Below are 25030 nucleotides of genomic sequence, written 5' to 3'. Positions count from 1 at the left end.
CTCCCTCGCTTTCTTAACGTACTAGCTCGACGATTTTTTGCGCGCCGTCCGCCATCGATTCCGCCGCCGTAATGTTCAAGCCCGATTCTTCTAAAATCTTTTTCCCGAGCTCGACGTTCGTACCCTCAAGACGGACGACAAGCGGAAGCGTGAGGCCGACTTGCTTCGTCGCTGCGACGATGCCGCTCGCGATGACGTCGCATTTCATAATGCCGCCGAAAATGTTGACGAAAATGCCTTTCACGTTTGGGTCCGACAAAATGATTTTGAACGCTTCCGTCACTTTTTCCTCGCTGGCGCCGCCGCCGACATCGAGGAAGTTGGCCGGCTCGCCGCCGTAATATTTGATGATGTCCATCGTCGCCATCGCCAAGCCGGCGCCGTTGACCATGCAGCCGATGTTGCCGTCAAGGGCGATGTAGTTCAAGTCGTATTTCGATGCTTCAACCTCTTTCGGATCTTCTTCGTCCAAATCTCGGTATTCGAGCACGTCCGGGTGGCGGTACAACGCGTTCGAATCAAAGTTCAGCTTCGCGTCAAGCGCCATCACCTTGCCGTCGCCGGTGACGACAAGCGGGTTGATTTCGGCGATCGAGCAGTCTTTGTCGACAAACACTTGGTACAAGCCCATCATAAATTTGACCGCTTGGTTGACGAGATGCTTCGGAATGTTGATGTTGAACGCCAAGCGGCGCGCTTGGAACGCCTGCAGCCCGACGGCCGGGTCAATGTACTCTTTGAAAATTTTCTCCGGCGTTTTCGCCGCGACTTCTTCGATTTCCGTGCCGCCTTCTTCCGAGCCCATCAACACGACGCGCGAGGTGGCGCGGTCGACGACAAGGCCGATATAGTATTCTTTTTGGATGTCGCACCCTTCTTCAATCAACAGCCGTTTCACTTCTTTTCCTTCCGGGCCGGTTTGGTGGGTGACGAGCACTTTGCCGAGCAGTTCGCTGGCGTATGTACGGACTTCCTCTAAGCTTTTCGCCACTTTCACCCCGCCCGCTTTGCCGCGCCCGCCGGCATGAATTTGCGCCTTGACAACGCATACCGGCGTGCCGAGCGCTTTGGCGGCTTCCACTGCTTCATCAACCGTGAACGCGACGCGGCCGTTCGGCACGCTTACGCCATAGCTTCGCAAAATTTCTTTTGCTTGGTATTCATGAATGTTCATGCGCCAACCTCCTATGTATGAAACTGAAAAAGTCTTAGCGCTTTCATTTTATACCTAACATTTCCCGCTTGTCCACCGTTTCGTCGCAAAATTGAGAAATTAGGAGGTTGAAAAATCATCCCTTTTCTCCCTCCGTTTCCTGTTTCGCCGCCTGATCCAGCTGATAAAGGAACGCAAACAACTCCGCCACAACCGCATACAGCACTTCCGGAATCGTGTTATCGATTTCCACTTTGCTGAGAAGTTCAACGAGCGACGGATCCTTTCGAATCGGCACGCCATGCTGTTGGGCGGCAGCGATGATCGCTTCCGCCGCCGTTCCCGCTCCCTTCGCTTTCACGACAGGCGCTTCGTGAACCGCCGCGTCATAGGACAGGGCGACCGCTTTTTTCCGCTCCTCGCTCATACGCGCCAATCCACCTCGCTGCTGCTGCCGGCAAACGGCAGCACGGAAGGGGCCGGGGGACTAGCTTCGGCCGCTTTCACATCAATGCCCGACAGCAGATAACCGTGCGCCTGAAGACGCTCTTTCACCAGCGGGGCAAAGCGATGAACGAGCTCCGGCAGCCTCGGATCATCGTGAAAAAGGGAAATGTGGACGATCCGCCGCTGCACACGCATATCGATCAAAATCCCGCCCAGTTGTTCGAGCGTGACGCTGCAAACGATGCGGCTATAATCGGGATCAAGCGCCCCTCCATCCTTCCGCCGCCCTTGCCAATAAACCGAAAAATCGTGGTTGCGCCCGCCCAGCGGCAAAGGAAAAGAAATCCAAATGTGCCCGACAGGCCCATCGCTTCCGGCGATGACGGCCATTCCGTCAAGGCGGTCAAGAAACGCTTCCGCCGCGGCTTCTGCCTCTTTGCTTCCCGCTCCGCCGAGCAGATGAAGAAGCAGCCGTCTCAACGAAGGAGCCATCGGCGGCGCGCCTCTTGTTTTCAACGCTTCGGCGAGCATCGCCTCATCCTCAAGCCCGAGGCGGCCAGCGATCCGCCTCAACCAATGAAACAGCGACAGCGCCGGGTCGCCGGCCGTGCGGACAGACGTCCACAGCTTCGCTTCCGCCTCTGACAGCGCACCGCTTTTGCAGGCGGCATCGACAGCGGCAAAGCGCGCGAAAAACGCTTCCTCGTCCGTCAGGCCGAGCAGCTTCCCGACTTCAGCAAACTGCCGCTGCTGCATGGCGTTCTGAATGGCGGCCATCCGTCCTGCCGGTAGCGGAACAAGCCCGAGGCGGAAAAGAAGCGCATGAGCCGGCCCCTCCGCTCCTTCTTCCGCTGTCAACAACAGGCGCACCGCTGCCTCATAGGCGAACAGCGGCGGCGAAAGAAGACGGTCAGCCGCCTGCTTGAACACCGGCGCCATCGGGCCTGAAGAACGTTCAGTGAACACCGCTTTTAGCCTTTCAAGCTGCACTGCGAGCGGCTCTCCGGTCCGCGCCGCCCACAGTGCGCGAAATACGGCGGGAGACGGCGGGAGGCGGCGATGGAACAAATAAGCAAGCACCTCCTCCGCGTCGGCCGGCCGGCCGGTTTTTCGCACCGCTGCAGCCAGTTCCGCCGCTTCTTCTTTCGTTACGGCCGCGCCTGCCTTCAGCGCTTGGCGAAGCACCGGGAGCGCGGCCTCGGGCAGCTTCCACGCCTGCTGCCATCGGTGGACGACATCTTCACGGGGAACCGCCTGCTCCGGTTCGGAAAGCGCGACCGCTTTCCAGTAAACGTTGCTGCCGCTTTCCTTGATTTCAAACAAGTACGTGCGCCCGGCGGCAAGCGGCGCCTCGAGGCGGGCGCGCACGAGGCGGCCGCCGGTGCGGACAAGCGCTGTCCGCTCCCCCGTCTCCGCCTCTTCCACCCGCTCGATTCGGCCGACAACCGCCTGCCCCGGCCGAAACTGTCCGCTTGACGCCGCATCACGGACGGCGGCTACAGGAACGGTTCGTTCCATCCGCTCCACCATTTTGCTTTCCCCCTTTCGTCCCGGCCCGCATCCCAGCCGTGGGGCCGGCTAATTTTCAACGCCCGCCGCTTCCTTTACCGGCGCGAACGAGCGGCGGTGCTCCGGCGTTATGCCGTAACGGCGGATCGCCTCGAGATGCTCCGGCGTCCCGTAACCCATATGGCGGGCAAACCCGTACTGCGGATAGCGGCGGTCGAGCTCTTTCATCAGCCGGTCGCGCGTCACTTTGGCCATAATGGAAGCCGCGGCGATCGAAGCGCTGTTGGCATCGCCTTTCATCAGACGCCGCTGCGGCAGCGCGCACGGCACCGCCATCGCATCAACGAGCAAGTAGTCAGGCGGCGGCGACAGCGCGCTGACCGCCTTTGCCATCGCCTGTTTCGTCGCCTCGTAAATATTCCGCTCATCAATTTCCGCCGCACTGACAATGCCGATGCCGACCGCAACCGCACACGCCTCGATTTGCGCAAACAACGCCTCGCGCTTGGCTGCTGTCAGCCGTTTCGAATCGTCAAGCCCTGGCAAGTAGGCGTCAGGCGGCAAAATGACCGCCGCCGCGACGACCGGGCCAGCAAGCGGCCCGCGCCCGGCCTCGTCAATGCCGGCGATTCGTTCGATGCCGGCGGCGTACAGTTCACGCTCATAGCGCATCAACTCCTCCCAACGCCGCCGCATCACTTTTTCCCGCTCTTTTTGTTTCACAAAACGGGCAAGCAGCGCCTGCACGCTTTTCCGTTCATCGCGCCGCAGCATCTCCCAGCGCGGGTCATCCTCGCCGCCAAGCTCCGGAAGCAGCGCTTCGATTTCTTTTACCGTGTACTCCTTCATGTTTCTCTCCCTTTTCTACTTATACTATCGGCCATGTTCAGCCGGCTGCGAAGCAAAAAACGCCCGCCGGACGCCATTACGTCCAGGAAGCGGGCGTTTCAAAACTCAACCGTCCTAATTTTTCGGTGCGAATGTCGTATAAGACAATGTCAGCGACCTTGTCATAGTCAATGCCGCCGCCCGCTGTCAGGCAGCCGCGCCGCCGGCCGATGGCGTCAAATAAGGCGACGATGTCATCGGGGATGCTGTCAAGGCGGTAGCGCTCCGACAGCCGTTCCGGATAATGGACTGACAAAAAGCGGAGCGCATAGGCAGCGACGTCTTGCAAGTTCAAAATTTCATCTTTGATCGCTCCGGTGACCGCGAGCTTGAAGCCGACGTCTTCATCCTCGAACTTTGGCCATAAAATCCCTGGCGTATCAAGCAGCTCCATTTCTTTGCCGACTTTGATCCATTGCTGCGCTTTCGTCACCCCCGGCTTATCGCCGGTTTTGGCGATATGGCGGCCGGCGAGCCGGTTGATGAGCGTCGATTTGCCGACATTCGGGATGCCGACAATGAGCGCCCGCACGGGGCGTGGATTTTTAATGCCCTTCGCCCGCATTTTCTCAAATTTCTCTTTTACCATTTCTTTGGCAATGAAAGCGATTTGCCTGACCCCCGTCCCGCTTTGCGCATCGATGGCGATGGCTGTTCGGCCTTGGCCGCGGAAATAGCGGATCCATTGCTCAGTCACGGCCTCATCGGCCATATCCGCCTTATTGAGCAAAATGAGGCGCGGCTTTTGTCCGAGAATGTCATCGATCATCGGGTTGCGCGATGACATCGGCAAACGGGCGTCAAGCAGCTCAAACGCTACGTCGATCAACTTTAATTTTTCTTGCACTTCCCTCTTCGCTTTTGCCATATGGCCGGGAAACCATTGAATCACTGTCATTGGCATCACCTGCCTCGTTTATTTCACAATCCGGGCGTCAGAAAGCGGCCAATACACAAGATTCGCCTTGCCAACGACTTTTGACATCGGAATGAAGCCGATATGGCGGCTGTCTTTGCTGAATCGGCGATTGTCGCCCATGACGAACAAATGCCCTTCCGGCACCGTGCTCCGCCCGGTCAATTCCTCAAGTGTAAACGGCTCGGTCAGCGGCCCGTCGGCAACCTGCTTTTTACGTTCGTCCAAATACGGCTCTTTATACGGTTTGCCGTTTACGTACAAGGTATCATTTTTGTACTCGATCCGGTCGCCCGGCAAGCCGATCACCCGTTTAATATAGTCTCTCCCTTCCTCGGCATGAAACACAATAATATCGAAACGATGAGGCATGCCGATTTTGTAGGCCAACTTATTGACAATCATCCGCTCGTGATTATGTAACGTCGGCATCATCGAAATGCCGTCGACGATAATCGGGGCAAAAATAAAGTAGCGGATGCCCCCGGCCAACAGCACCGCAACAACAATGGCTTTCAGCCATTCGCGCCATTCGCTTTTTTTCTGTTCCATTGTCCACCCACCTAAATCAAAGTTTGCAGTCGTGGATCACTACCGTAATCATCATTGGCGGTAGTGAAAAAAGGAGCTTGAAAGCAAGCTCCTTTTCCGCTGTGATCCACCGTTGCCCGTTATTGGGCCGTTTTTTCTTTAATGCGCGCCGCTTTGCCGCGAAGTTCACGCAAGTAGTACAATTTCGCACGGCGAACTTTCCCGCGGCGGATGACTTCCAATTTTGCGATTTTCGGCGTATGCACCGGGAATGTGCGCTCAACGCCGACGCCATAGGACACTTTGCGGACGGTGAACGTTTCGCTGATGCCCGCTCCGCGCCGTTTGATGACGACACCTTCAAACACTTGGATGCGTTCGCGGTTGCCTTCCACAACTTTCACGTGGACGCGCACCGTGTCGCCCGGGCGGAAATCCGGCAAGTCGGTCCGCAATTGTTCTTTCGTGATCTCTTGGATTAAATGATGCATCATTTTCCACTCCTTCCACAGATGTTCATGCCAATGCGTTTGATCATTGCAGCGGAACATCGTTTTCCGTCCTTAAGCGGACTGCTTCAGTCACACAAAAGATATGATAGCATAAACGCCGGGCACAAGCAATAGTTATTCGCATTGAGAGCCGCTGTTTTCCGTTTCGCGTTCATGTTCCCACTCTTTCAGCCATTGCTTTTGTTTCTCGGTGAGCGGATAGCCGGCGAGCAAATCCGGGCGGCGCAAAAACGTGCGCCGGAGCGACTCCTTCTCGCGCCATTCAGCAATGAGCTGGTGGTTCCCGGAAAGCAAAATGTCCGGCACTTTCATGCCGCGAAAGTCGGCTGGCCTTGTGTATTGCGGATACTCCAGCAGGCCGGAACTGAACGAGTCGTCAACCGGCGACGCTTCGTTGCCGAGCACGCCGGGCAGCAGGCGGACGACGCTGTCGACGATGACCATGGCGCCGAGCTCCCCGCCTGTTAAAATGTAATCGCCGATCGAAATTTCATCGGTCGCCAAATATTGGCGGATGCGCTCATCATATCCTTCGTAATGGCCGCAAATAAGCACCAAATGCTCTTCTTGGGCGAGCTCTTCTGCCTTTTTTTGCGTGTAGCGCTCGCCTTGCGGGCAAAGCAAAATAATGCGCGCGCCAGGCGAGCCGGCTGTCACATGTTCCACCGCGTCGAAGATCGGCTGCGGCTTCAGCACCATGCCGGCGCCGCCACCGTACGGGTAATCATCAACCGTCTTATGCTTGTTGTCGGCAAATTCGCGGAAGTCAACAAGCCGGATGTCCACCGCCCCTTTTTCTTGCGCCTTCTTTAAAATCGACTCATTCAATACGCCGGAAAACATGTCGGGAAACAGCGTCAAAATATCGATCCGCATCATTCAAGCAGCCCTTCCATCGGTCGGATGATGATCGTTTTTTGCGCCGGATCGACGCGAAGAACGACTTCGTCGATGTACGGAATGAGCGCATCGGTGCCGTCGCCGCGCCGGACGACCCAGACGTCGTTCGCCCCCGGCGTTAAAATTTCCCTGACCGTGCCGATCGTTTCTCCTTCTTCCGTTACGACGGTACAGCCGATGATTTCATGGAAATAATACTCGCCTTCCGCGAGTTCACCGAGCTGGCTTTCCGGCACTTTCAGCATCGCTCCTTTAAACGGTTCGACATCGTTGATGCTGTCATAGCCTTCAAACGACAGCAAGTCGAACGATTTATGGACGCGATGGCTTTTCACCGTCACTTCGATCGGCTCGCTGTCGCGTTCGCGGAAAATGTACAGCTTGTTTCCTTTTTTGTATCGCTCTTCCGGAAAATCGGTGCGGGAAATGACGCGCACTTCGCCGCGAATGCCGTGCGTATTGACGATTTTGCCGACGTTAAACCATCGTTCCATTCTTTGCTCCCTCCTTAGCGAATCTCTTTCACGACGCCGTCTTCAACGATAATGGCGCGCGTTTTCGTCACCTCTTCCCAGCGGTCGCCGACGTTCACCTCAATGAGCGCCTCGACTTCCCGCTCTTTCAATTCACTTCCTAACGGTAGCATATGTAACTGTTCAAGCTGAAACTCAAGCAGCTTGATTTTCTCCATCCGGTCGTCGATTTCTTTGGCAAAATATTGCTTTACAAGACTAGCCGGGTATTTCCCGCTTTTCTCCATCCGCTTTTGCTCGAAGCGAAGCTGGCCGCACTCGCGCTCCAACTGCTGCTTGCGCGCCGCAAATGCCGCCGCAAGCTCTTGTTTGCTCCGCTCGGTGACAACTTGCCGCACTTCGACCGTTTGAATGAGCTTCATCCCCATCCCCCTTTACGGCGATATCAAAAAAGGGAGAGGAACATCCTCACCCTTTTTCTTTCACGTGCACAATCACCCGCTTGGGCGATCCAGCGGCGGCGGCATAGACGACCGTGCGGATCGCATGGATCGTCCGTCCTTGTTTGCCGATCACTTTGCCGATATCGTCATCGTGCATCGACAGTTCATAGATGACGGCCGTCTCTTCCTCACGGGTTTCGACCGCCACCGCCTCCGGATGATCGACAAGCGCCTTGACGATCGTTTCAATGAGCGGTTTCATGTGCATCCCGCTTATTTGCCGTATTTCAAGTTATGGAACTTCTCTAAAATGCCTTGTTTCGACAGCAAGCTGCGCACCGTGTCGGACGGTTTGGCACCGTTTTGCAGCCATTTGAGCGCCAGCTCTTCATCGATTTTGATTTCGGCTGGCTCCGCAACCGGATTGTATGTGCCGATCGTTTCAATGAAGCGGCCGTCGCGCGGCGAGCGGGAATCCGCCACAACAATGCGGTAAAACGGTTTTTTCTTTGCGCCCATGCGTTTTAAACGAATTTTTACTGCCATAGTTTGTACGCACCTCCGTATAGTGTTCACACAAGATAGTATATTAACAATTCTTTTTCCGTTTGTAAAGGTTTTTCGCTTAACAGAACATCATTTACATAAATGGGAAGCGAAATCCTTTTTTCTTCCCTTTGGGCATATTCGTCATCATTTTCATCATTTTTTTCATGTCATCAAATTGCTTGAGCAGCCGGTTGACGTCTTGCACGGTCGTGCCGCTCCCTTTGGCGATTCGCCTTTTGCGGCTAGCGTTGATGATTTCCGGATGCATTTTCTCCTCTTTCGTCATCGAGCGGATGATCGCTTCGACGCGGGCGATTTGCTTTTCATCGACTTGAATGTTGGAAAGCCCTTTGATTTTATTGGCTCCCGGCAGCATTTTAATCAGTTCGTCAAGCGGCCCGAGCTTGCGCACTTGGCCGAGCTGCTCCAAAAAGTCGTCAAGCGTGAAGGTGGCCGTGCGCATTTTTTGTTCGAGCTCTTTCGCCTTCTCCTCATCAACGGCGGCCTGCGCTTTTTCAATGAGCGTCAAGACATCGCCCATCCCTAAAATGCGGGACGCCATCCGCTCCGGATGAAACGGCTCGAGCGCATCCAGTTTTTCGCCCATCCCGGCGAACTTGATCGGCGCTCCCGTCACGGCGCGAATCGACAGCGCCGCCCCGCCGCGCGTGTCGCCATCGAGCTTCGTCAAAATAACGCCGGTGATGCCGAGCTGTTCATGGAAGCTTTGCGCGACATTGACGGCGTCTTGACCGGTCATGGCGTCGACAACGAGGAAAATTTCGTCCGGCTTGACCGCCTCTTTCATTTGCTTCAGTTCATCCATGAGCGCCTCATCAATGTGAAGGCGGCCGGCCGTGTCGATCAGCACATAGTCGTAATGCTCTTCTTTCGCCCGCTCGAGCGCCTGTTTCGCGATCTCGACTGGATTGGCGTCCTCGCCGAGCGAAAAGACAGGAACGTTCAGCTGTTTGCCGAGCGTCTCCAGCTGCTTGATCGCCGCCGGGCGGTAGACGTCAGCAGCGACCAGCAGCGGCTTCCGGTTATGGCGCTTGCGCAGCAAGTTGGCGAGCTTCCCAGTCGTTGTCGTCTTCCCAGCCCCTTGCAGGCCAACCATCATGACGACCGTCGGCGGCTTTTTGGCGACCGCGATTTTGCTCTGTTCGCCGCCCATTAACGCCGTCAGCTCCTCTTTGACCACTTTAATCACCTGCTGGCCCGGCGTCAAGCTTTTCATCACTTCCTGCCCGACGGCCCGTTCGCTCACCCGTTTGATGAAATCTTTGACGACTTTAAAGTTGACGTCAGCCTCGAGCAAAGCGAGACGCACTTCGCGCATCATCTCTTTGACATCCGCTTCGGTGACTTTCCCTTTGCCGCGGATGCGGTTCATCACCTGCTGCAAACGTTCGGACAATCCTTCAAACGCCATGGCGGCCACCCCCTTTTTTTAATCAAGTTCATCCAGCTCGCGGACAAGCGCCGCCAATTCGGCGTCAGCGCCGTAATGCCGGCTGATGTAGTCTTTCAGCCGCTCGATGGCCTGCCGCCGCTGTTCATATTTTTGCAGCAGCCCGAGCTTCTCTTCATACTGCTCAAGCATCGCTTCTGTGCGCCGGATGTTATCGTACACCGCCTGGCGGCTCACCTCATATTGTTCAGCAATTTCCCCGAGGGAGTAGTCGTCCAAGTAGTACAGCGCCATGTAATTGCGCTGTTTCGGCGTCAACAGCGCGTGATAAAAATCATACAAATAGTTCATGCGCATCGTTTTTTCGAGCACCGAACGCTCCCTCCCCCGTTGTTAAGTAAATTCCCTTTACAAGTGAGTGTACTTTGTTTTCCGGCTCTTGTCAAGATGAGGACGATTTTTCCCCCCATAAAAGCAAGGCTGGGGCGCGGTTGGCCGCCAGCCTGGCGGGAAAACACGGATGCAGGCCGCGCCGATGCCGTACGAGCCGCTAAACGGCATGCAACTGGCCAACTAGCCGTTATTGTTCATCGAACAAACCGGCAAACAGTCCGTATACATATTTTTCTGCATCAAACGGCTGCAAATCGTCCATCTTTTCGCCGAGGCCGACGAATTTCACCGGGATGGCCAGCTCGTTGCGAATGGCGAGCACGATGCCGCCTTTTGCCGTTCCGTCGAGCTTTGTCAACACGATGCCGGTCACATCGGTCGCTTCTTTAAACAGCTTCGCCTGACTCATCGCATTTTGCCCGGTCGTCGCATCAAGCACAAGCAGCACTTCATGCGGAGCGCCCGGGATTTCGCGGCTGATGACGCGCTTCACTTTTTCAAGCTCTTTCATTAAGTTCACTTTGTTTTGCAGCCGCCCGGCTGTGTCACACAACAACACGTCAACGCTGCGTGCTTTTGCCGCCTGAATGGCGTCGTACATAACGGCCGCCGGGTCGGAGCCGGCCGCCTGCTTAATGACATCGACCCCAACGCGTTCGCCCCATACTTCCAACTGCTCAATCGCTCCGGCGCGGAACGTGTCGCCTGCGGCCAAGAGCACCGATTTCCCTTCCGATTTCAGCTTATGCGCCAGTTTTCCGATCGTCGTCGTCTTGCCAACGCCGTTGACGCCGACGAACAATATGACCGTCAGCCCTCCTTCTTGCATATTCAAGGCGGAAAGCTCGTTGTCATCGGCGCCGGCGCGGTAAATGTCAATCAGTTTTTCCGCGATCACGTCGCGCATTTGCGCCGAATCTTGAATGTTGCGGCGCTTCACTTCCATTTTCAGCTCATCGACCAGTTCCATGACGGTCGCCACGCCGACGTCAGCGGCGATTAAAATTTCCTCCAGCTCTTCGAAAAATTCCTCATCGACTTTCCGGTAGCGGGCGATCAAGTCGTTCACTTTCCCGGCGAGTGAATCGCGCGTTTTCGACAGCCCTTCCTTAAACTTTTCCGTGACGGCATCCGCCTGTTTTGTCCACTTTTCTTTCAACTTTTGAAAAAAGCCCATCGAGGCTCCTCCTTTCTATGACGACACGAGTTGCTTGGAGTCTTCCAAACGGACGGAAACGAGCTTCGAGACGCCCGATTCTTGCATCGTGACGCCATACAGCACGTCCGCCTCTTCCATCGTCCCTTTCCGGTGGGTGATGACGATAAATTGCGTATCGCGGCTGAACCGCTTCAAATATTGGGCGTAGCGCTGCACGTTCGCTTCATCAAGCGCCGCCTCGACTTCATCGAGGACGCAAAACGGCACTGGGCGCACTTTTAAAATCGAGAACAAAAGGGCGATCGCCGTCAACGCCCGCTCACCGCCTGAAAGCAGGCTTAAGTGCTGCAGCTTTTTCCCCGGCGGCTGGGCGACGATCTCCACCCCGGTTTCAAGCAAGTCGTTCGGGTCAGTCAGGCGCAAATCGGCGCGCCCGCCGCCGAACAGCTCGCGGAACACCTCGCCGAAATGAGCGCGGATTTGTTCGAACGTTGAAAAAAACCGTTTTTTCATTTCCTCGTCCATTTCGTCGATCACTTGATGGAGCGTCGCTTTCGCCTCTTCCAAATCGGCTTTTTGCTCGCTCAAAAAACGGTGCCGTTCGGAAACGCGCTCATATTCATCGATCGCTCCTAAATTGACGGTGCCGAGCTCATCGATGGCGCGCTTGATCAGCTTCACTCGCTTGCGCGCCTCTTCGGCCCCGATTTCAAGCGGATAGGCCAAACGGGCCGCCTCAAACGACATTCCATACTCTTCGCCAAGCCGGGTGAGCAAGTTATCAAGCTCAACGTCCAGCCGGTTCAACTTCACTTCTTCGTCTTTGACCACATCGACAAGCTGTTTATGCTGGCGCTTCGCTTCTTTCCATTCCCGCTCCAAATGCTCAAGCCGCCCTTGGCAGTCAAGCCGCTGTTCGCGGCGGCTGGCGATGAGTTCAATCGTTTTTTGCTTGTCTTCTAGCTTTTGCTGCCGCTGTTGCTCCAGTTTGTCCTCGTTCCAGGACGGCGCGTTCATTTCGGCGGCAAGGGCGGCGCGCTCCCGTTCGGCTGCTTCGAGCTCGCGGGCCGTTTCAGCCAATTCCGTTTCAAGCTCCTCCACTGTCCGCCGCGCGTGTTTCACCCGTTCTTTCGTCTCGGCCAAAGCGACTTTTTGTTCTGTGATCGCGGCTTGCAGCGCTTCTTTTGTCGTTTGCTCCGTCTGTTTTTGCGCCTGCAGCCGGCTGATGTCGTCGTCAATCGCTTGCAGCTTTCCGGCAAGCTGCTCAAGCTGTCTGTCAACGGCGACGAGACGGCGGTTGAGTTCCGCCGCTTCACGCTCATCGTTCGCTTTTTCTTCATCGTACAGCGCGAGCCGCTCGTCGATCCGCTTTTTTTGCCAGTCGAGTTCACGTTGTTCGTCTTTTTGCGCCTGCAACGACTGCTGCAGCGCCGCCATCTTCTCTTGCAGCGCAGCCGCCTCCCGTTCCCGCTCCGCCCGCTCTCGCTCTTTCCCTGCGATATCGCGCTCGAGCCGGGCGATCGTTTCATCCATTTCACGCAATTTGGCAGCCATCGCCTCGAGCTCGCGGGCTCGGCCCAACAGCGAAGCCGTCTTTTTCGCCGCCCCGCCGCCGGTCATCGCGCCGCCCGGACTGACGACATCGCCGTCAAGGGTGACGAGCCGATAGCGGTACTGAAGGAGTTTGGCGAGTTCATTGGCTCCTTTTAAGTCCGCCGTGACGATGACGTGGCCAAGCAAATGGGCGATCGCCGCCTGGTGGGCGCGATCGTACTCGACCAGCTCGCTTGCGATGCCGACAAACGCCGGATGGCCGCTGATCATCGCCCGCTCCCGCTCCGACAGGGCGCGCGCTTGAATGACATCAAGCGGCAAAAACGTCGCCCGCCCATGGCCGTTCGTTTTCAAATAGTGGATGGCTTGCCGCGCCGCCGCTTCGCTGTCGACGACGATGTGCTGCATCGCGCCGCCGAGCGCCGTTTCGAGCGCCGTTTCGTAGCGGTCCGGCACGCGGATCAGCTCAACGATTGCACCATGAATACCGGGAAGCCGGTCGCGCGCTTTTAATACTTCCTTCACCCCTTGGAAAAAGCCGGCATAATCGTGTTGCATCTCTTCCAGCCATTGCTTGCGCGCTTTTGTTTGCTGCCGGTATTGACGCGCCTGCTGCAAAAGCGACTCATTCCGTTCGAGCTCCGCCTTTTGTGCCGCAAGTGCGGCCGTCATATGAGCCAGCTTCCCGCTCGTCTCAGCGATGGCTTGTTCAAGGCGGGACTGCTCAGCACGCGAAGCCGCCAGTTTTCGTTCTATCTGCTCGCGTTCAGCAAGATGGTGGCGGTTCGCTTCGTCGAGCGCCGCCCGCTTGGCCTGCAGCTTGCCGATCGCCTGCTCCACATGCGTGCGCTCGTTTTTCAACGCCGCTTGTTCGTGGACAAGGTCGATATAATCGCCCTTTCGCCGCTCGATCTCCTCCTCAAGATCAACCTCATACTCGGAAAGCGACATTTGTTTCTCTTTCAGCTCTTTCTCCAGCGCCGCGGCAGCGGCCTCAAGCCGGGCGAGCTCAGCCCGCTCTGCACGGAGCCGTTCGGCCAGACGGCGCTGTTTCGCCGTTAAAGCGGCGGCAGTCTCCTCAAGCTGCTCTTTCCGCTTTTCTGCATTTTTTTTCCTCTCTTTTAACACTTCCTTCCGGCCTTCGAGTTTTTCAAGCTCCTCGCTTGCCAACAGCAGCACTTGCTGCAGGCCGTCGATCGACTCGTCAATGGCCGCCATTTGGTCGCGCAGCTGTTCGATATGGGCTTCCATTTTGTGCAACGCCGCCGCCAGCGCTCCTTCCTCTTGCTGGTGCCGATCAAGCGCTTCCTTCAGTCCGCTCCATTGCCGGTGCAGCTCCTCGATGTCGTGCACCATAAGCGCCACTTCAAACCGCTCGAGCTCCTCGCGTTTTTCCAAATACTCTTTGGCGATTGACGCCTGCATCCGAAGCGGTTCAAGCTGCTGTTCGAGCTCATGCAAAATGTCGTTGACGCGATGCAAGTTGTCTTGTGTTTCCGCAAGTTTTGTTTCCGCCTTTTTTTTGCGCAGCTTGTATTTCAAGACACCGGCCGCTTCTTCAAAAATCGTACGCCGCTCTTCCGGCTTGCTGCTTAAAATTTCTTCGACCCGGCCTTGGCCGATGATCGAAAACGCCTCCTTGCCAAGCCCGGAGTCCAGAAACAAATCGACAATATCTTTTAAGCGGCACGGCTGGCGGTTGATGAAAAACTCGCTTTCCCCGGAGCGGTAAACGCGCCGGGTGATGCTCACCTCTTGATACTCAAGCGGCAAAAAGCCATCTTCGTTGTCGAGCGTGATCGTCACTTCGGCGACATTCAGCGGCTTGCGCGAGTCGCTGCCGGCGAAAATGACGTCTTCCATTTTTGCCCCGCGCAGCGATTTCGCCGACTGCTCGCCGAGCACCCAGCGGATCGCGTCGGTAATGTTGCTTTTGCCGCTTCCGTTCGGGCCGACAACCGCCGTGACACCGGGGACAAAATCAATCGATACGCGGTCGGCGAATGATTTGAAGCCGATCACATCTAACCGTTTCAGGAACATGATACGATGCTTCACCATCTTTCCGCTTTGATCTCGGCCCGCCGGAGCGGACCGGGACAGGCTGCTGTTTTCAATATACCACCACAGTGCGTCGAGAAAAAATGTTCATACAAAAAGACTGACGTAAAAGCGCCAGCCTTTCTATGGCCGCTCGGCAGCCCGCAGCGTCTCAAGCGCCATTTGTGCCGCATGCTGCTCGGCTTCCTTTTTGGAGCGGCCGACACCGATGCCGAGCTCTTGGCCGTTTAACGCCACGCGGGCGACGAACTCTTTGTTGTGGGCCGGTCCTTTTTCTTCCAAAATGGTGTATTCAAGCGTCCCGCTGCCGTCGCGCTGCACGAGTTCCTGCAGCTGGCTTTTAAAATCCATCACATGAGAAAAAGCACCTTCATCTATTTTTGGAAAGATCGTTTGCCCTAAAAAATGGAGGACCGCCTCCATTCCTTGATCCAAATAAAGGGCGCCGATAAACGCTTCAAACACGTCAGCCAAAAGCGCCGGGCGCGTCCGTCCGCCGGTCAGCTCCTCGCCTTTGCCAAGCAAAACGAGTTCGCCAAACGACAGGGAGTTGGCAAATTTCACAAGCGACGGCTCGCAGACAATGGCCGCCCGCAGCTTTGTCAACTGCCCTTCGCTCATATGTGGGAATTTTTGAAACAAATATTGGGAAACGGTCAGCTCCAGCACGGCGTCGCCCAAAAACTCGAGCCGTTCATTATCCTCGTGAAGCCGCCGCCGATGCTCATTCACATACGATGAATGGGTGAACGCTTGCATCAACAGCTTTTCATTTTGGAAGGTGATCCCGATTTTCCTTTGCAGTTCTTGAAACTTCGCCCGCCTTTTTTCGTGGATGCGTTCTTTGTCTTTTTGTTTTGACATAAAAATGCCCTCCGACTTCGTTCCAGACAAAACTGGCCGTATACTATCCTTTATTATATCCGTTCACCATCCCGCTACGCGAGTGGCAAAGGCGCCTTTTTTCCGCGGCTAGGTCCCGTGTGCCTCTTAAAAAGCAGAGAAAGCCCCGTTCGGAGCAACGGGACTTTGCAAAAAAGCGGGATTACAGATGGCTTTTTATGTAGTTCACAGCATCTCCGACTGTGACAATTTTTTCCGCTTCTTCGTCGGAAATTTCCATGTTGAATTCGTCTTCGAGCTCCATGACCAATTCGACGATGTCGAGCGAGTCAGCACCCAAATCGTCTTTGAACTTCGCCTCGAGCGTCACTTGCGATTCGTCAACCCCGAGCCGGTCGACGATGATTTTCGTGACACGTTCCAATACGTCTGCCATTCTGTTCACCTCCCTTCATGATTATAGTCGATTCTCAGGGAAAATACTAGCCGCCTTTTGTTACGGCATGACCATGCCGCCATCAACGTGAAGCGTCTGGCCGGTCATGTAGCCGGCGGCGTCGGACGCGAGAAACGCCACAACGCGGGCGACGTCATCCGGCTCGCCGAAACGGGCGAGCGGAATTTGTTTTAACATTTCCCCCTTCAATTCCTCGCTGAGTGCTTCGGTCATATCGGTTGTAATGAATCCCGGTGCGACGGCGTTGACGGTGATGTTCCGGCTGGCGAGTTCGCGCGCGGCCGTCTTCGTCAATCCGATGACGCCGGCTTTGGCCGCCACGTAGTTCGCCTGCCCAGGGTTGCCGATGACCCCGACGACGGAGGCGATGTTGATGATCCGGCCGCCGCGCTGCTTCATCATCGGCCGTGTCACAGCCTTCGTACAAAGAAATACCCCTTTTAAGTTCGTATTAATCACCGCATCCCATTCTTCTTCTTTCATCCGCATGAGCAAATTGTCGCGCGTAATGCCGGCGTTGTTCACCAAAATGTCGAGGCGGCCGAACTGGTCGAGCGCTGTTTTCACCAAGCGCTCCACCTCCTCCGCCCGGGCGACGTCCGCCTGGACGGCGATCGCTTCGCGGCCGAGCGAGCGGATCATCTCAACGACTTCATTCGCTTTTGCCTCGCTGCCGGCATAGTTGACAACGACGTTCGCCCCTTGACGGGCGAGCTCCAAGGCAACCGCCCGGCCGATGCCGCGCGACGCCCCGGTAACGAGGGCGATTTTTCCTTCAAGCATTGTTTTGTTATTCTCCTTTCAGCGCCGCAATGGTCGTTTCCAAGGAAGCGAGATCGTTTACCGCATAAACACGGGCGTTGCGGTCGATTTTTTTCACGAGACCGGACAACACTTTCCCCGGTCCGATTTCGACAAACGTGTCGACCCCAAGCGCCAACAGCGTGCGCACCGACTGTTCCCAGCGCACCGGCGAATAGAGCTGTTCAATAAGAAGACGGGCAATGTCCTCTTTCTTCGTCACCGGCTCAGCCGTTACGTTGGCGATGACGGGAACAGCAGCATCTTCAATGGCCAGGCTGTCAAGAACAGCCTGCAGTTTTTCCGCCGCCGGCTTCATGAGCGACGAATGGAACGGTCCGCTCACTTCCAGCGAAATGACGCGTTTCGCGCCGCGCTCTTTCGCCAACTGCCCCGCCTTTTCCACTCCCGCTTTCGAACCGGAGATGACGATTTGCCCCGGGCAGTTGAAATTGGCCGGCTCAACCGGATGGCCTTGGGCGGCAATTTCGTTCGTCACCGCTTCGAGCGCCTCTGCCTCCATCCCTAATACGGCAGCCATCGTCCCTTCGCCGGCCGGCACCGCTTCATCCATCAGCTCGCCGCGGCGGCGCACCGCATAGACAGCGTCGGCAAACGACATGGCGCCGGCGGCCACGAGCGCCGTGTATTCACCCAAACTATGGCCGGCGACGTAATCGGCCTTCAAGCCTTCTCCGTCTACGAGCTGAAGCAAGGCGATGCTAGCGGTCAAAAGCGCCGGCTGGGCGTTGTACGTCAGCGTCAGCTCAGCTTGCGGCCCGTTGAACATGAGCGAAGAAAGCGGAAATCCGAGCCGCTCGTCAGCCGCCTCAATCACCGCACGGGCGCGGGCGTCGCGGTCGGCGGCGTCCTTGGCCATGCCGACCGTTTGCGACCCTTGTCCCGGAAATAAAAAGGCGATTTTACCCATTTTGCTTCCTCCTTTATCCATTATGCCCGCTCGAGCTCCGCTTTGATCGTGCCAATGACATCATGGGCCACTATCTCGCGCGCTTGGCGGACGGCATGGAAAATAGCGTTCGCATCGGATGAGCCGTGCGCTTTAATGACCGGAGCGTTCAAGCCGAACAACGCCGCCCCGCCGTATTCGGAGTAGTCCATCATCTTTTTCAGTCCGGCGAGCTTCGGCTTGAGGACAGCGGCGGCGAGTTTTGCGACCGCGCCGCTTGTCAGCGTCTGCTTGAGCAACGAAAAAAGCGCCATCGCCGTTCCCTCGATCGTTTTTAAGGCGACATTGCCGGCAAACCCATCAGCGACAACGACATCGGCCACGCCATTGAGCAAATCGCGCGCCTCCACATTGCCAATGAAATGAAGGTTCGTTTCTTTCAGCAAGGAGAACGCCCGCTTCACGGTTTCATTCCCTTTTTGATCTTCGGTGCCGACGTTGAGCAGGCCGATGCGCGGCTTGGCGATGCCCCGCACTTGTTGGGCATACACGTGCCCCATAATCGCATATTGCTGCAAATGCTCCGGGCGGGCGTCGACATTGGCGCCGACATCCAAAAAGACAAACCCCCGCCCGTCTAGCGTAGGCAATGTCGGCGCGAGCGCTGGCCGGTCGATGCCGGCAATCCGCCCAACGACAAACAGCCCAGCCGCCATCAACGCACCAGTATTGCCGGCCGATATGCACGCGTCAGCGCGTCCTTCTTTCACTTCTTCCGCCATGCGCACCAACGACGAGTTTTTTTTGCGCCGCACAGCCCGCACCGGCTCATCGGTCGCTTCAATCACCTCATCGGCATGGAGGATCGACAGGCGCCCTCCGTCCGGCACATGCGGACGGATTTTCGCTTCGTCGCCGATAAGCGTAATATGAATGTCGGGAAAATGCGCGGCGGCTCGAGCCGCCCCAAGGACGATTTCGCGTGGAGCATGGTCGCCTCCCATGGCATCAATCGCGATGTTCATTGCTGTCGCCATCCTTTTTCTCTATGTTTGAACGATACATCTCGAACGTTCCGGAAAACACGAGCTCTTGGCCGACGTAGCTGTTTACGTCGACAATCGTGCGCCCGTTCGCCGTTTTGCCGGTCACCTTCGCCTTCGCCACCACCCGTTCGCCTTCCTTGACTTGACGAACAAAGCGGATCGTCGCTTTCGCCGTCAGCGCCAATTCGTCATGGATTACGGCAACGGCGAGCGAATTCGCCTGGGCGAACAAATGATGGCCGCGGGCGATGCGGGTGCGCCGGAACACATGATCTTCTTTCACATCGAAAATGGAAATGGCGCTCTCATCCGGCTCAATGTCGATAATATCGCCGATCACTTCCTCAAGCGGCAGCGCCCGCACTTTATCCGCGAACGACTGGCGGGCGACATGTTTAATGCGCTCGCGCAGCTCCGGAATCGACAGTTCAAGCCGGTCGAGGCGGATCGTCTGCACGCTGACTGAGAACTTTTCTGCCAGCTCTTCGTCGGTAATAAACGGATTTTCCCGGATCGTCTCCTGCAGCAGCCGTTGCCGTTCGCGTTTGCTTTTTCTCATCGATTCGTTACACCGTCCGGTTTTATGACTAGGTACTAAAAGTAATATATAATATCAAAAAACGGAATGCAAGCAGAAAAAGTGAAAAGCGGTCACATTTTGCCGCCTGCCTATTAATCTAGCTTTTCTCCATCGAGCACGCCGGACGCCTCAAGTTCGGCGCGCAGCCCCGCGTACGCTTCATCACTCCAAAACGCCGTCGTCGACACGAGTTTGGCGGCATCGCGGCGCGCGACTTCCAAGATGCGGTAATCATGCACCGGATCGCCAAATTGAAACTCCGGAAGCCCGCTTTGTTTCGTGCCGAAAAAATCGCCTGGACCACGCAGCTCCAAATCCTTTTCCGCCAGCACAAACCCGTCCGTCGTCTCCGTCATGATGCGCATCCGTTCTTTGCCGACTTCCGATTTCGGGTCGGCAATTAAAATGCAGTATGACTGGGCGTCCCCCCGCCCGACCCGGCCGCGCAGCTGATGAAGCTGGGCAAGTCCAAACCGTTCGGCGTCATAGATGACCATCACGGTGGCGTTCGGCACATTCACCCCGACTTCCACGACCGTTGTCGAAACGAGCACATGAATGCGGTTTTCACTGAACGCTCGCATCACCGCTTCTTTTTCATCGGCCGACAGCCGGCCGTGCATGAGGCCGATCTCATATTTCCCGCGGTAGTAGTGGACGAGCTGACTATGAACATCAATGGCATTTTGCACATCCAATTTTTCCGACTCTTCAATAAGCGGACAAATGACGTACGCCTGATGCCCCCGACGAAGCTCTTTTTCGATAAAATCGAGCACACGCGCGAATTGATGATGCTTGACCCAATACGTTTCCACTTTCTTCCGCCCGGCCGGCATTTCGTCGAGCACTGATACGTCCATATCGCCGAACGCCGTGATCGCCAGCGTGCGCGGAATCGGCGTCGCCGTCATCATCAGCACGTCCGGGGCATGCCCCTTTTCGCGCAAAATGCGACGCTGCTCGACGCCAAACCGGTGCTGCTCATCAGTAATGGCGAGGCCGAGCCGGCGAAACTGTACACCTTCTTGAATCAACGCATGCGTCCCAATGACGATGTCGATCGCCCCTTCCTCCAATTCCGCAAGCAGCTCTTTGCGCCTCTTCCCTTTCACGGAGCTTGTCAACAGCGCCAGCGTGACATCTGTGCCGGCAAACAGGTCGGCGAGCGAGCGGGCATGCTGCTCAGCCAAAATTTCCGTCGGCACCATCAGCGCTCCTTGAAAGCCGGACAATACCGCCGCATACAGCGCCACGGCGGCCACGACCGTCTTGCCGGAGCCGACATCGCCTTGCAAAAGACGGTTCATTTGCCTTGGCGCCCGCATATCGGCCAAAATCTCCTTGATGACGCGCCGCTGGGCGTTCGTTAATGAAAACGGCAAAGCGGAAAGAAACGCCGCCAGCCGCTCTTCGGAAAACGAATGGGCGACGCCGTGCTGCCCGTCGCGCACAATTCGCCGAAACGCCTGCATTTTCAGCTGGTACAGCAAAAACTCTTCATAGACGAGCCGGCGTCGCGCCTGGTGCAACTCTTCACGCGAGCGCGGAAAATGAAGGGCGCGAACCGCCTCCTGCTTGTCGACAAGACGGTAGGCGCGGCGCAAAGCGGGCGGCAGCGGATCGGGAATGTGCGCGCCAAACTGGGCGAACGCCGCCTTCATGAGCCGGCGCATCGTTTTGACCGTCAGCGGGCTGCGCACCGAATAGACCGGTTCAATGCCGGCCGTCTCCGGGGCGGCCCCGAAACGAAGCTCATAGGCGTTGATCGCCTGCCGGTGCCGGTCCCATTTGCCGATTACGGTCACCGTTTCATTGAAGGCGAGTTTTTCTTTCAAATACGGGCGGTTGAAGCAGACAACCGTGATTAAATAGCGGCCGGAAAGCAGGCGAAAGGAAAGGCGCGACTTTTTTTTTCCGTAATACGTTACAAGCGGGGCGCTGTGCACCTTCCCTTCCACTGTCACTTTTTCTTCATGGCGGGCGGCGGCTAGATCTTTTTGTTCGTAATCGTCATACCGGTACGGCGCATACATGAGCAGGTCGCCGACGGTTGTGATGCCGATGTCGGCGAGCGCCGCAGCCGTTTCTTCACCGATGCCTTTGACCGCCGTCACCGGCTGTTGCATCGTTTCGTTCACTTCGATGCCGCAGAAGCGCCGAAAATGCGGGCCGCGATGGCGCGGCCGGTCGGCGTCGCGGCCAACCCCCCTTGCGCAGTTTCTTTCAGCGCCACCGGCATGGCCGCGCCGATGCGGTACATCGCCTCGATCACTTCATCACACGGAATGCGGCTTTTTACACCGGCCAGCGCCATATCAGCAGCGATCATGGCGTTGGCCGCCCCCATCGCATTCCGTTTGACGCACGGCACTTCGACCAAGCCAGCGACAGGATCACATACTAATCCTAGCATATTTTTTAAGGCGATCGCCATCGCTTCGGCTGCTTGAGCAGGCGTTCCGCCGGCCAGCTCAACGAGCGCCGCAGCCGCCATGCCGGCTGCCGAACCGACTTCGGCTTGACAGCCGCCGGCCGCCCCTGAGATGGAAGCATTGTTGGCAACGACATAGCCGAACGCCCCAGCGGTGAACAAAAATTCGACCATTTCTTTTCTCGTCGGATTCAACCGCTCTTTCACGGCAAACAGCGTCCCGGGGACAACGCCGGCTGAGCCCGCTGTCGGCGTTGCACAAATGACGCCCATGGCCGCGTTCACTTCATTTGTCGCCATGGCTTTGCTGACGGCATCCAAAATCGTTTCCCCGGACAAAAAGCGGCCCTGCTCGATATAGCGCTGCACCCGCACCGCATCGCCGCCTGTCAGCCCCGAGCGGGAAACGACTCCTTGCAGCCCTCTTTCAACAGCCCGCTCCATCACTTCGAGGTGGCGCTCCATTTGCGCCATAATCTCCTCCCGGCTGCGCCCGCTCACTCCGACTTCTTGGCGGATCATCACCTCAGCGATTTTGATTTGCTCTTTTTCCGCCAATGCAACAAGCTCGGCAACATTGCGAAACATTCTCTTTTCCCCATCCTTCCTGTCCGTCATCATGGCTGTCTTCGCAAAACATGGAACCGTTTTCGATTTAATCAACGAGTTTGGTTACTTGAATAATGTTAGGCAGCTGCTCCAACTCTTGCAAAAGCTCGTCGGTCAACGGTTGATCGACTTCGATCGTCATCAGCGCTTCCTTCCCTTTTTCCTTGCGCGATACTTCCATATGGCCGATATTAATGGCATGCTTCGCCAGCGCGCTGGCCACCGCCCCGATCGTCCCGTAACGGTCGTTATGCATGATTAATAGCGCTGGGTGATGGCCCGACAACTTTAACTCGAACCCGTTTAACTCGATGATTTCAATTTTCCCTCCGCCAATGGACACGCCGACAAGCTCAAGCTCCCCTTTTCCGTCGCCAATGCGCACACGCGCCGTGTTCGGGTGATGCGGAATCGCCTCTTCGGCGGAAAACGAGACGTCCATTCCCGCAGCCTGAGCGATCGCCAGAGCGTCCGGGATGCGCTCATCAAACGTATCAAATCCAAGCAGCCCGGCGACGATGGCCACATCGGTCCCATGCCCCCGGTACGTTTCGGCAAACGAGCCGTAAAACGAGATGTGCGCCCATTCAGGCTGTCTTCCAAACAGCTTGCGCGCGACGAGGCCGATGCGCGCCGCCCCGGCGGTATGCGAGCTTGACGGTCCGACCATCACCGGGCCGATGATGTCAAAGACGCTTTTATATTTCATCGGTGCCTTTCCTCCGTTCGCATAAAAAATAGAAGGGAATGCTCCCTTCTATTATTTTAACATAATATTATTCGACGGAAATGATAAACGGATAGAGCGGTTGCCGGCCGTTGTGCACTTCGACTTCCACTCCATCATATTCCGTTTCCAGATAGGCGACAACAGTTTCCACTTCCACTTCGGTCGCATCCTCGCCGTACAAAATGGTGACAATTTCACTTTCCTCGTCAATGAGCGCATCAAGCAGCCGCTTCGTCACGGCCAACTTGTCCTTATCGGCGACGACGATGCGGTCATCGAACAGCCCCATGTAGTCGCCTTTTTCGATTTCGACGCCATCGATTGTTGTATCGCGCACGGAAAACGTCACTTGCCCCGTTTTCACCCGCGAAAGCGCCGCCGTCATCGCCCGCTCGTTTTGCTCGGCTGACTGCGCTGGATTGAACGCCAAGAGCGCCGCCATGCCTTGCGGAACGGTTTTCGATGGGATGACGATCACCTGCCGCTCGGAAAGCTCGGCCGCTTGTTTGGCCGCCATCACGACATTTTTGTTGTTCGGCAGCACGAACACCGTCTCCGCGTTGACGCGGCGAATGGCCTCCGCGATTTCTTCGGTGCTTGGGTTCATCGTCTGTCCGCCTTCAATGACCGCGTGCGCGCCGATGCTTTGAAACAATTCGGCCACGCCGGCGCCCATCGCGACGGCAACGATGCCGTACGGCTTCGCTTCTTCCGCGCCGGCTTGCAGCGGCCGTTCCGCCTCTTTGCCGACGATGTTGGCATGCTGTTCGCGCATGTTTTCAATTTTAATGTTGATGAGACTTCCGTAGCGCTGGCCGTAGGTCAACACCTCGCCCGGCGTTTCCGAATGGATGTGCACTTTGACAAGCTCGTCGTCGGCGACGACAAGCAAAGAATCGCCAAATCGGCTCAAGTCGCGGCGAAACACTTCTTCGGAAAACGGATGCTGGGCCAGTTTGTCCTTCTCAAACCGAACCATGAATTCCGTACAGTAGCCAAACTCAATTTCGTCGGTATGAATATGGCTTTGCGCGCTTTGATGATGAGCCATCTTTACAAGCTCTTCCATCGGCACTTCGGCGGGAGCGGTGCTGACAGCTTCTCCTTTCAAAGCGGCAAGGAATCCTTCGTACACGTACACAAGCCCTTGGCCGCCGCTGTCGACAACCCCGACTTCCTTTAAGACCGGCAGCAGCTCCGGCGTGCGCTTGAGCGCGGCTTTCGCCTCCGCAAGCGCCGCTTCCATCACCGATACGACATCGCGATCTTTTTTCGCTGTTTCAATTGCCTTTCGCGCCGCCTCTCTCGCTACGGTGAGGATCGTTCCTTCGACCGGCTTCATCACCGCCTTATAGGCCGTATCGACCCCCGCTTGCAGGGCGGCGGCAAATTCGAAGCCGTCCACTTGCGGTTTGCCTTCCACCGCTTTGGCAAACCCGCGGAACAACTGCGACAAAATAACGCCGGAATTGCCGCGCGCCCCCATCAACAATCCTTTCGCCAGCGCCGCGGCGACGTTGCCGATATGGTCGGAGACATGCGCCTTCACCTCTTTCGCTCCGGACGTCATCGACAAGTTCATGTTTGTTCCTGTATCGCCATCTGGAACCGGAAAGACGTTCAGCGCATCGACCGCCTTGGCGTTGTTCGCCAAATGCGCGGCTCCTTGCTGCACCATATCGGCAAACCGTCTTCCGTCAAGCGTCCTCATTGCCACCGGC

General features: G+C 56.6%; 26 protein-coding genes. All 26 read right to left on the bottom strand.

Annotated elements, in window-relative coordinates; genetic code table 11:
- Positions 1–13: 13 nt before the first annotated feature.
- A complete protein-coding gene (gene sucC / locus QSJ10_RS05435) occupies positions 14–1174 on the bottom strand; it encodes an ADP-forming succinate--CoA ligase subunit beta (protein WP_020278184.1) in 1161 nt (386 codons plus the stop codon).
- 115 nt (positions 1175–1289) lie between these two features.
- The gene (locus tag QSJ10_RS05430) at positions 1290–1580 is read right to left on the bottom strand and encodes an EscU/YscU/HrcU family type III secretion system export apparatus switch protein (RefSeq protein ID WP_033016017.1); all 291 of its coding nucleotides are present in this window, start codon (positions 1578–1580) and stop codon (positions 1290–1292) included.
- Positions 1577–3130 (bottom strand): cytosolic protein, encoded by a 1554-nt coding sequence (locus QSJ10_RS05425; RefSeq protein WP_053532428.1) that lies wholly within the window; start codon positions 3128–3130, stop codon positions 1577–1579. Before QSJ10_RS05425 ends, QSJ10_RS05430 begins: the two co-directional genes overlap by 4 nt.
- 48 nt (positions 3131–3178) lie before the next feature.
- The gene (gene rnhB / locus QSJ10_RS05420; protein ID WP_049624363.1) at positions 3179–3958 is read right to left on the bottom strand and encodes a ribonuclease HII; all 780 of its coding nucleotides are present in this window, start codon (positions 3956–3958) and stop codon (positions 3179–3181) included.
- 76 nt (positions 3959–4034) lie between these two features.
- Positions 4035–4901: a ribosome biogenesis GTPase YlqF gene (gene ylqF / locus QSJ10_RS05415; RefSeq protein ID WP_033011146.1), complete on the bottom strand. Its 867-nt coding sequence runs from the start codon at positions 4899–4901 to the stop codon at positions 4035–4037.
- A gap of 12 nt (positions 4902–4913) precedes the next feature.
- Positions 4914–5465: a signal peptidase I gene (lepB, locus tag QSJ10_RS05410; protein WP_033016029.1), complete on the bottom strand. Its 552-nt coding sequence runs from the start codon at positions 5463–5465 to the stop codon at positions 4914–4916.
- Between the two features lie 119 nt (positions 5466–5584).
- Positions 5585–5935, bottom strand: coding sequence for a 50S ribosomal protein L19 (gene rplS, locus QSJ10_RS05405; RefSeq protein WP_014195437.1), 351 nt, complete (start codon positions 5933–5935; stop codon positions 5585–5587).
- A 135-nt stretch (positions 5936–6070) separates the two neighbouring features.
- On the bottom strand, positions 6071–6832 hold the full coding sequence (trmD, locus tag QSJ10_RS05400; protein WP_162839645.1) for a tRNA (guanosine(37)-N1)-methyltransferase TrmD: 762 nt from the start codon (positions 6830–6832) through the stop codon (positions 6071–6073).
- On the bottom strand, positions 6832–7350 hold the full coding sequence (gene rimM, locus QSJ10_RS05395; RefSeq protein ID WP_033011151.1) for a ribosome maturation factor RimM: 519 nt from the start codon (positions 7348–7350) through the stop codon (positions 6832–6834). Before rimM ends, trmD begins: the two co-directional genes overlap by 1 nt.
- A 14-nt stretch (positions 7351–7364) precedes the next feature.
- A complete protein-coding gene (locus QSJ10_RS05390; RefSeq protein WP_033011152.1) occupies positions 7365–7751 on the bottom strand; it encodes a YlqD family protein in 387 nt (128 codons plus the stop codon).
- A gap of 46 nt (positions 7752–7797) precedes the next feature.
- Positions 7798–8034, bottom strand: coding sequence for a KH domain-containing protein (locus tag QSJ10_RS05385; protein ID WP_033016030.1), 237 nt, complete (start codon positions 8032–8034; stop codon positions 7798–7800).
- A gap of 11 nt (positions 8035–8045) precedes the next feature.
- A complete protein-coding gene (gene rpsP, locus QSJ10_RS05380) occupies positions 8046–8318 on the bottom strand; it encodes a 30S ribosomal protein S16 (protein ID WP_033011154.1) in 273 nt (90 codons plus the stop codon).
- Positions 8319–8412: 94 nt separating this feature from the next.
- Positions 8413–9753 carry a signal recognition particle protein gene (gene ffh / locus QSJ10_RS05375; protein ID WP_033011155.1) on the bottom strand — a complete coding sequence of 447 codons (1341 nt, stop codon included), beginning with the start codon at positions 9751–9753 and terminating at the stop codon, positions 8413–8415.
- Between the two features lie 18 nt (positions 9754–9771).
- Complete coding sequence (locus QSJ10_RS05370; protein ID WP_033011156.1) at positions 9772–10104, bottom strand: putative DNA-binding protein; 333 nt, start codon at positions 10102–10104, stop codon at positions 9772–9774.
- Positions 10105–10312: 208 nt separating this feature from the next.
- Entirely contained in the window at positions 10313–11302 is a 990-nt protein-coding gene (gene ftsY / locus QSJ10_RS05365; RefSeq protein ID WP_033011157.1) for a signal recognition particle-docking protein FtsY, read from the bottom strand.
- A 15-nt stretch (positions 11303–11317) separates the two neighbouring features.
- The gene (gene smc, locus QSJ10_RS05360; protein WP_053532427.1) at positions 11318–14881 is read right to left on the bottom strand and encodes a chromosome segregation protein SMC; all 3564 of its coding nucleotides are present in this window, start codon (positions 14879–14881) and stop codon (positions 11318–11320) included.
- Between the two features lie 141 nt (positions 14882–15022).
- Positions 15023–15763 carry a ribonuclease III gene (gene rnc, locus QSJ10_RS05355; RefSeq protein WP_033016039.1) on the bottom strand — a complete coding sequence of 247 codons (741 nt, stop codon included), beginning with the start codon at positions 15761–15763 and terminating at the stop codon, positions 15023–15025.
- Between the two features lie 181 nt (positions 15764–15944).
- The gene (gene acpP, locus QSJ10_RS05350) at positions 15945–16178 is read right to left on the bottom strand and encodes an acyl carrier protein (protein ID WP_033016040.1); all 234 of its coding nucleotides are present in this window, start codon (positions 16176–16178) and stop codon (positions 15945–15947) included.
- Positions 16179–16238: 60 nt separating this feature from the next.
- Positions 16239–16982 carry a 3-oxoacyl-[acyl-carrier-protein] reductase gene (gene fabG, locus QSJ10_RS05345; RefSeq protein ID WP_033011164.1) on the bottom strand — a complete coding sequence of 248 codons (744 nt, stop codon included), beginning with the start codon at positions 16980–16982 and terminating at the stop codon, positions 16239–16241.
- A 7-nt stretch (positions 16983–16989) separates the two neighbouring features.
- Positions 16990–17931, bottom strand: a complete 942-nt coding sequence (fabD, locus tag QSJ10_RS05340) for an ACP S-malonyltransferase (RefSeq protein WP_033016045.1) — start codon at positions 17929–17931, stop codon at positions 16990–16992.
- Positions 17932–17951: 20 nt separating this feature from the next.
- Complete coding sequence (gene plsX, locus QSJ10_RS05335; protein ID WP_033016046.1) at positions 17952–18935, bottom strand: phosphate acyltransferase PlsX; 984 nt, start codon at positions 18933–18935, stop codon at positions 17952–17954.
- Entirely contained in the window at positions 18919–19515 is a 597-nt protein-coding gene (gene fapR, locus QSJ10_RS05330; protein WP_033011168.1) for a transcription factor FapR, read from the bottom strand. Before fapR ends, plsX begins: the two co-directional genes overlap by 17 nt.
- Before the next feature lie 113 nt (positions 19516–19628).
- Complete coding sequence (gene recG / locus QSJ10_RS05325; RefSeq protein WP_033016052.1) at positions 19629–21677, bottom strand: ATP-dependent DNA helicase RecG; 2049 nt, start codon at positions 21675–21677, stop codon at positions 19629–19631.
- On the bottom strand, positions 21674–22558 hold the full coding sequence (gene sdaAA / locus QSJ10_RS05320) for an L-serine ammonia-lyase, iron-sulfur-dependent, subunit alpha (RefSeq protein WP_033016053.1): 885 nt from the start codon (positions 22556–22558) through the stop codon (positions 21674–21676). The genes recG and sdaAA overlap by 4 nt, the downstream gene beginning before the upstream one ends.
- Positions 22559–22625: 67 nt before the next feature.
- Positions 22626–23288 (bottom strand): L-serine ammonia-lyase, iron-sulfur-dependent subunit beta, encoded by a 663-nt coding sequence (sdaAB, locus tag QSJ10_RS05315; protein ID WP_033011174.1) that lies wholly within the window; start codon positions 23286–23288, stop codon positions 22626–22628.
- Positions 23289–23355: 67 nt separating this feature from the next.
- The gene (locus tag QSJ10_RS05310) at positions 23356–25026 is read right to left on the bottom strand and encodes a DAK2 domain-containing protein (protein ID WP_033016058.1); all 1671 of its coding nucleotides are present in this window, start codon (positions 25024–25026) and stop codon (positions 23356–23358) included.
- Positions 25027–25030 lie beyond the last annotated feature (4 nt).

The organism is Geobacillus stearothermophilus ATCC 12980, from assembly GCF_030369615.1.
Taxonomy (GTDB): domain Bacteria; phylum Bacillota; class Bacilli; order Bacillales; family Anoxybacillaceae; genus Geobacillus; species Geobacillus stearothermophilus.
This window is presented reverse-complemented; position numbering and strand designations above follow the sequence as displayed.

Bases quoted from the DNA above. Each gene is read 5' to 3' on its own strand.
- sucC (WP_020278184.1), bottom strand. From the start codon at position 1,174: ATGAACATTCATGAATACCAAGCAAAAGAAATTTTGCGAAGCTATGGC.
- ylqF (WP_033011146.1), bottom strand. From the start codon at position 4,901: ATGCCAATGACAGTGATTCAATGGTTTCCCGGCCATATGGCAAAAGCG.
- rimM (WP_033011151.1), bottom strand. From the start codon at position 7,350: ATGGAACGATGGTTTAACGTCGGCAAAATCGTCAATACGCACGGCATT.
- rnhB (WP_049624363.1), bottom strand. From the start codon at position 3,958: ATGAAGGAGTACACGGTAAAAGAAATCGAAGCGCTGCTTCCGGAGCTT.
- plsX (WP_033016046.1), bottom strand. From the start codon at position 18,935: ATGAACATCGCGATTGATGCCATGGGAGGCGACCATGCTCCACGCGAA.
- ffh (WP_033011155.1), bottom strand. From the start codon at position 9,753: ATGGCGTTTGAAGGATTGTCCGAACGTTTGCAGCAGGTGATGAACCGC.
- lepB (WP_033016029.1), bottom strand. From the start codon at position 5,465: ATGGAACAGAAAAAAAGCGAATGGCGCGAATGGCTGAAAGCCATTGTT.
- sdaAB (WP_033011174.1), bottom strand. From the start codon at position 23,288: ATGAAATATAAAAGCGTCTTTGACATCATCGGCCCGGTGATGGTCGGA.
- fabG (WP_033011164.1), bottom strand. From the start codon at position 16,982: ATGCTTGAAGGAAAAATCGCCCTCGTTACCGGGGCGTCGCGCGGCATC.
- rplS (WP_014195437.1), bottom strand. From the start codon at position 5,935: ATGCATCATTTAATCCAAGAGATCACGAAAGAACAATTGCGGACCGAC.
- sdaAA (WP_033016053.1), bottom strand. From the start codon at position 22,558: ATGTTTCGCAATGTTGCCGAGCTTGTTGCATTGGCGGAAAAAGAGCAA.
- QSJ10_RS05425 (WP_053532428.1), bottom strand. From the start codon at position 3,130: ATGGTGGAGCGGATGGAACGAACCGTTCCTGTAGCCGCCGTCCGTGAT.
- smc (WP_053532427.1), bottom strand. From the start codon at position 14,881: ATGTTCCTGAAACGGTTAGATGTGATCGGCTTCAAATCATTCGCCGAC.
- acpP (WP_033016040.1), bottom strand. From the start codon at position 16,178: ATGGCAGACGTATTGGAACGTGTCACGAAAATCATCGTCGACCGGCTC.
- trmD (WP_162839645.1), bottom strand. From the start codon at position 6,832: ATGCGGATCGATATTTTGACGCTGTTTCCCGACATGTTTTCCGGCGTA.
- rpsP (WP_033011154.1), bottom strand. From the start codon at position 8,318: ATGGCAGTAAAAATTCGTTTAAAACGCATGGGCGCAAAGAAAAAACCG.
- fapR (WP_033011168.1), bottom strand. From the start codon at position 19,515: ATGAGAAAAAGCAAACGCGAACGGCAACGGCTGCTGCAGGAGACGATC.
- QSJ10_RS05390 (WP_033011152.1), bottom strand. From the start codon at position 7,751: ATGAAGCTCATTCAAACGGTCGAAGTGCGGCAAGTTGTCACCGAGCGG.
- fabD (WP_033016045.1), bottom strand. From the start codon at position 17,931: ATGGGTAAAATCGCCTTTTTATTTCCGGGACAAGGGTCGCAAACGGTC.
- ftsY (WP_033011157.1), bottom strand. From the start codon at position 11,302: ATGGGCTTTTTTCAAAAGTTGAAAGAAAAGTGGACAAAACAGGCGGAT.
- QSJ10_RS05385 (WP_033016030.1), bottom strand. From the start codon at position 8,034: ATGAAACCGCTCATTGAAACGATCGTCAAGGCGCTTGTCGATCATCCG.
- QSJ10_RS05430 (WP_033016017.1), bottom strand. From the start codon at position 1,580: ATGAGCGAGGAGCGGAAAAAAGCGGTCGCCCTGTCCTATGACGCGGCG.
- rnc (WP_033016039.1), bottom strand. From the start codon at position 15,763: ATGTCAAAACAAAAAGACAAAGAACGCATCCACGAAAAAAGGCGGGCG.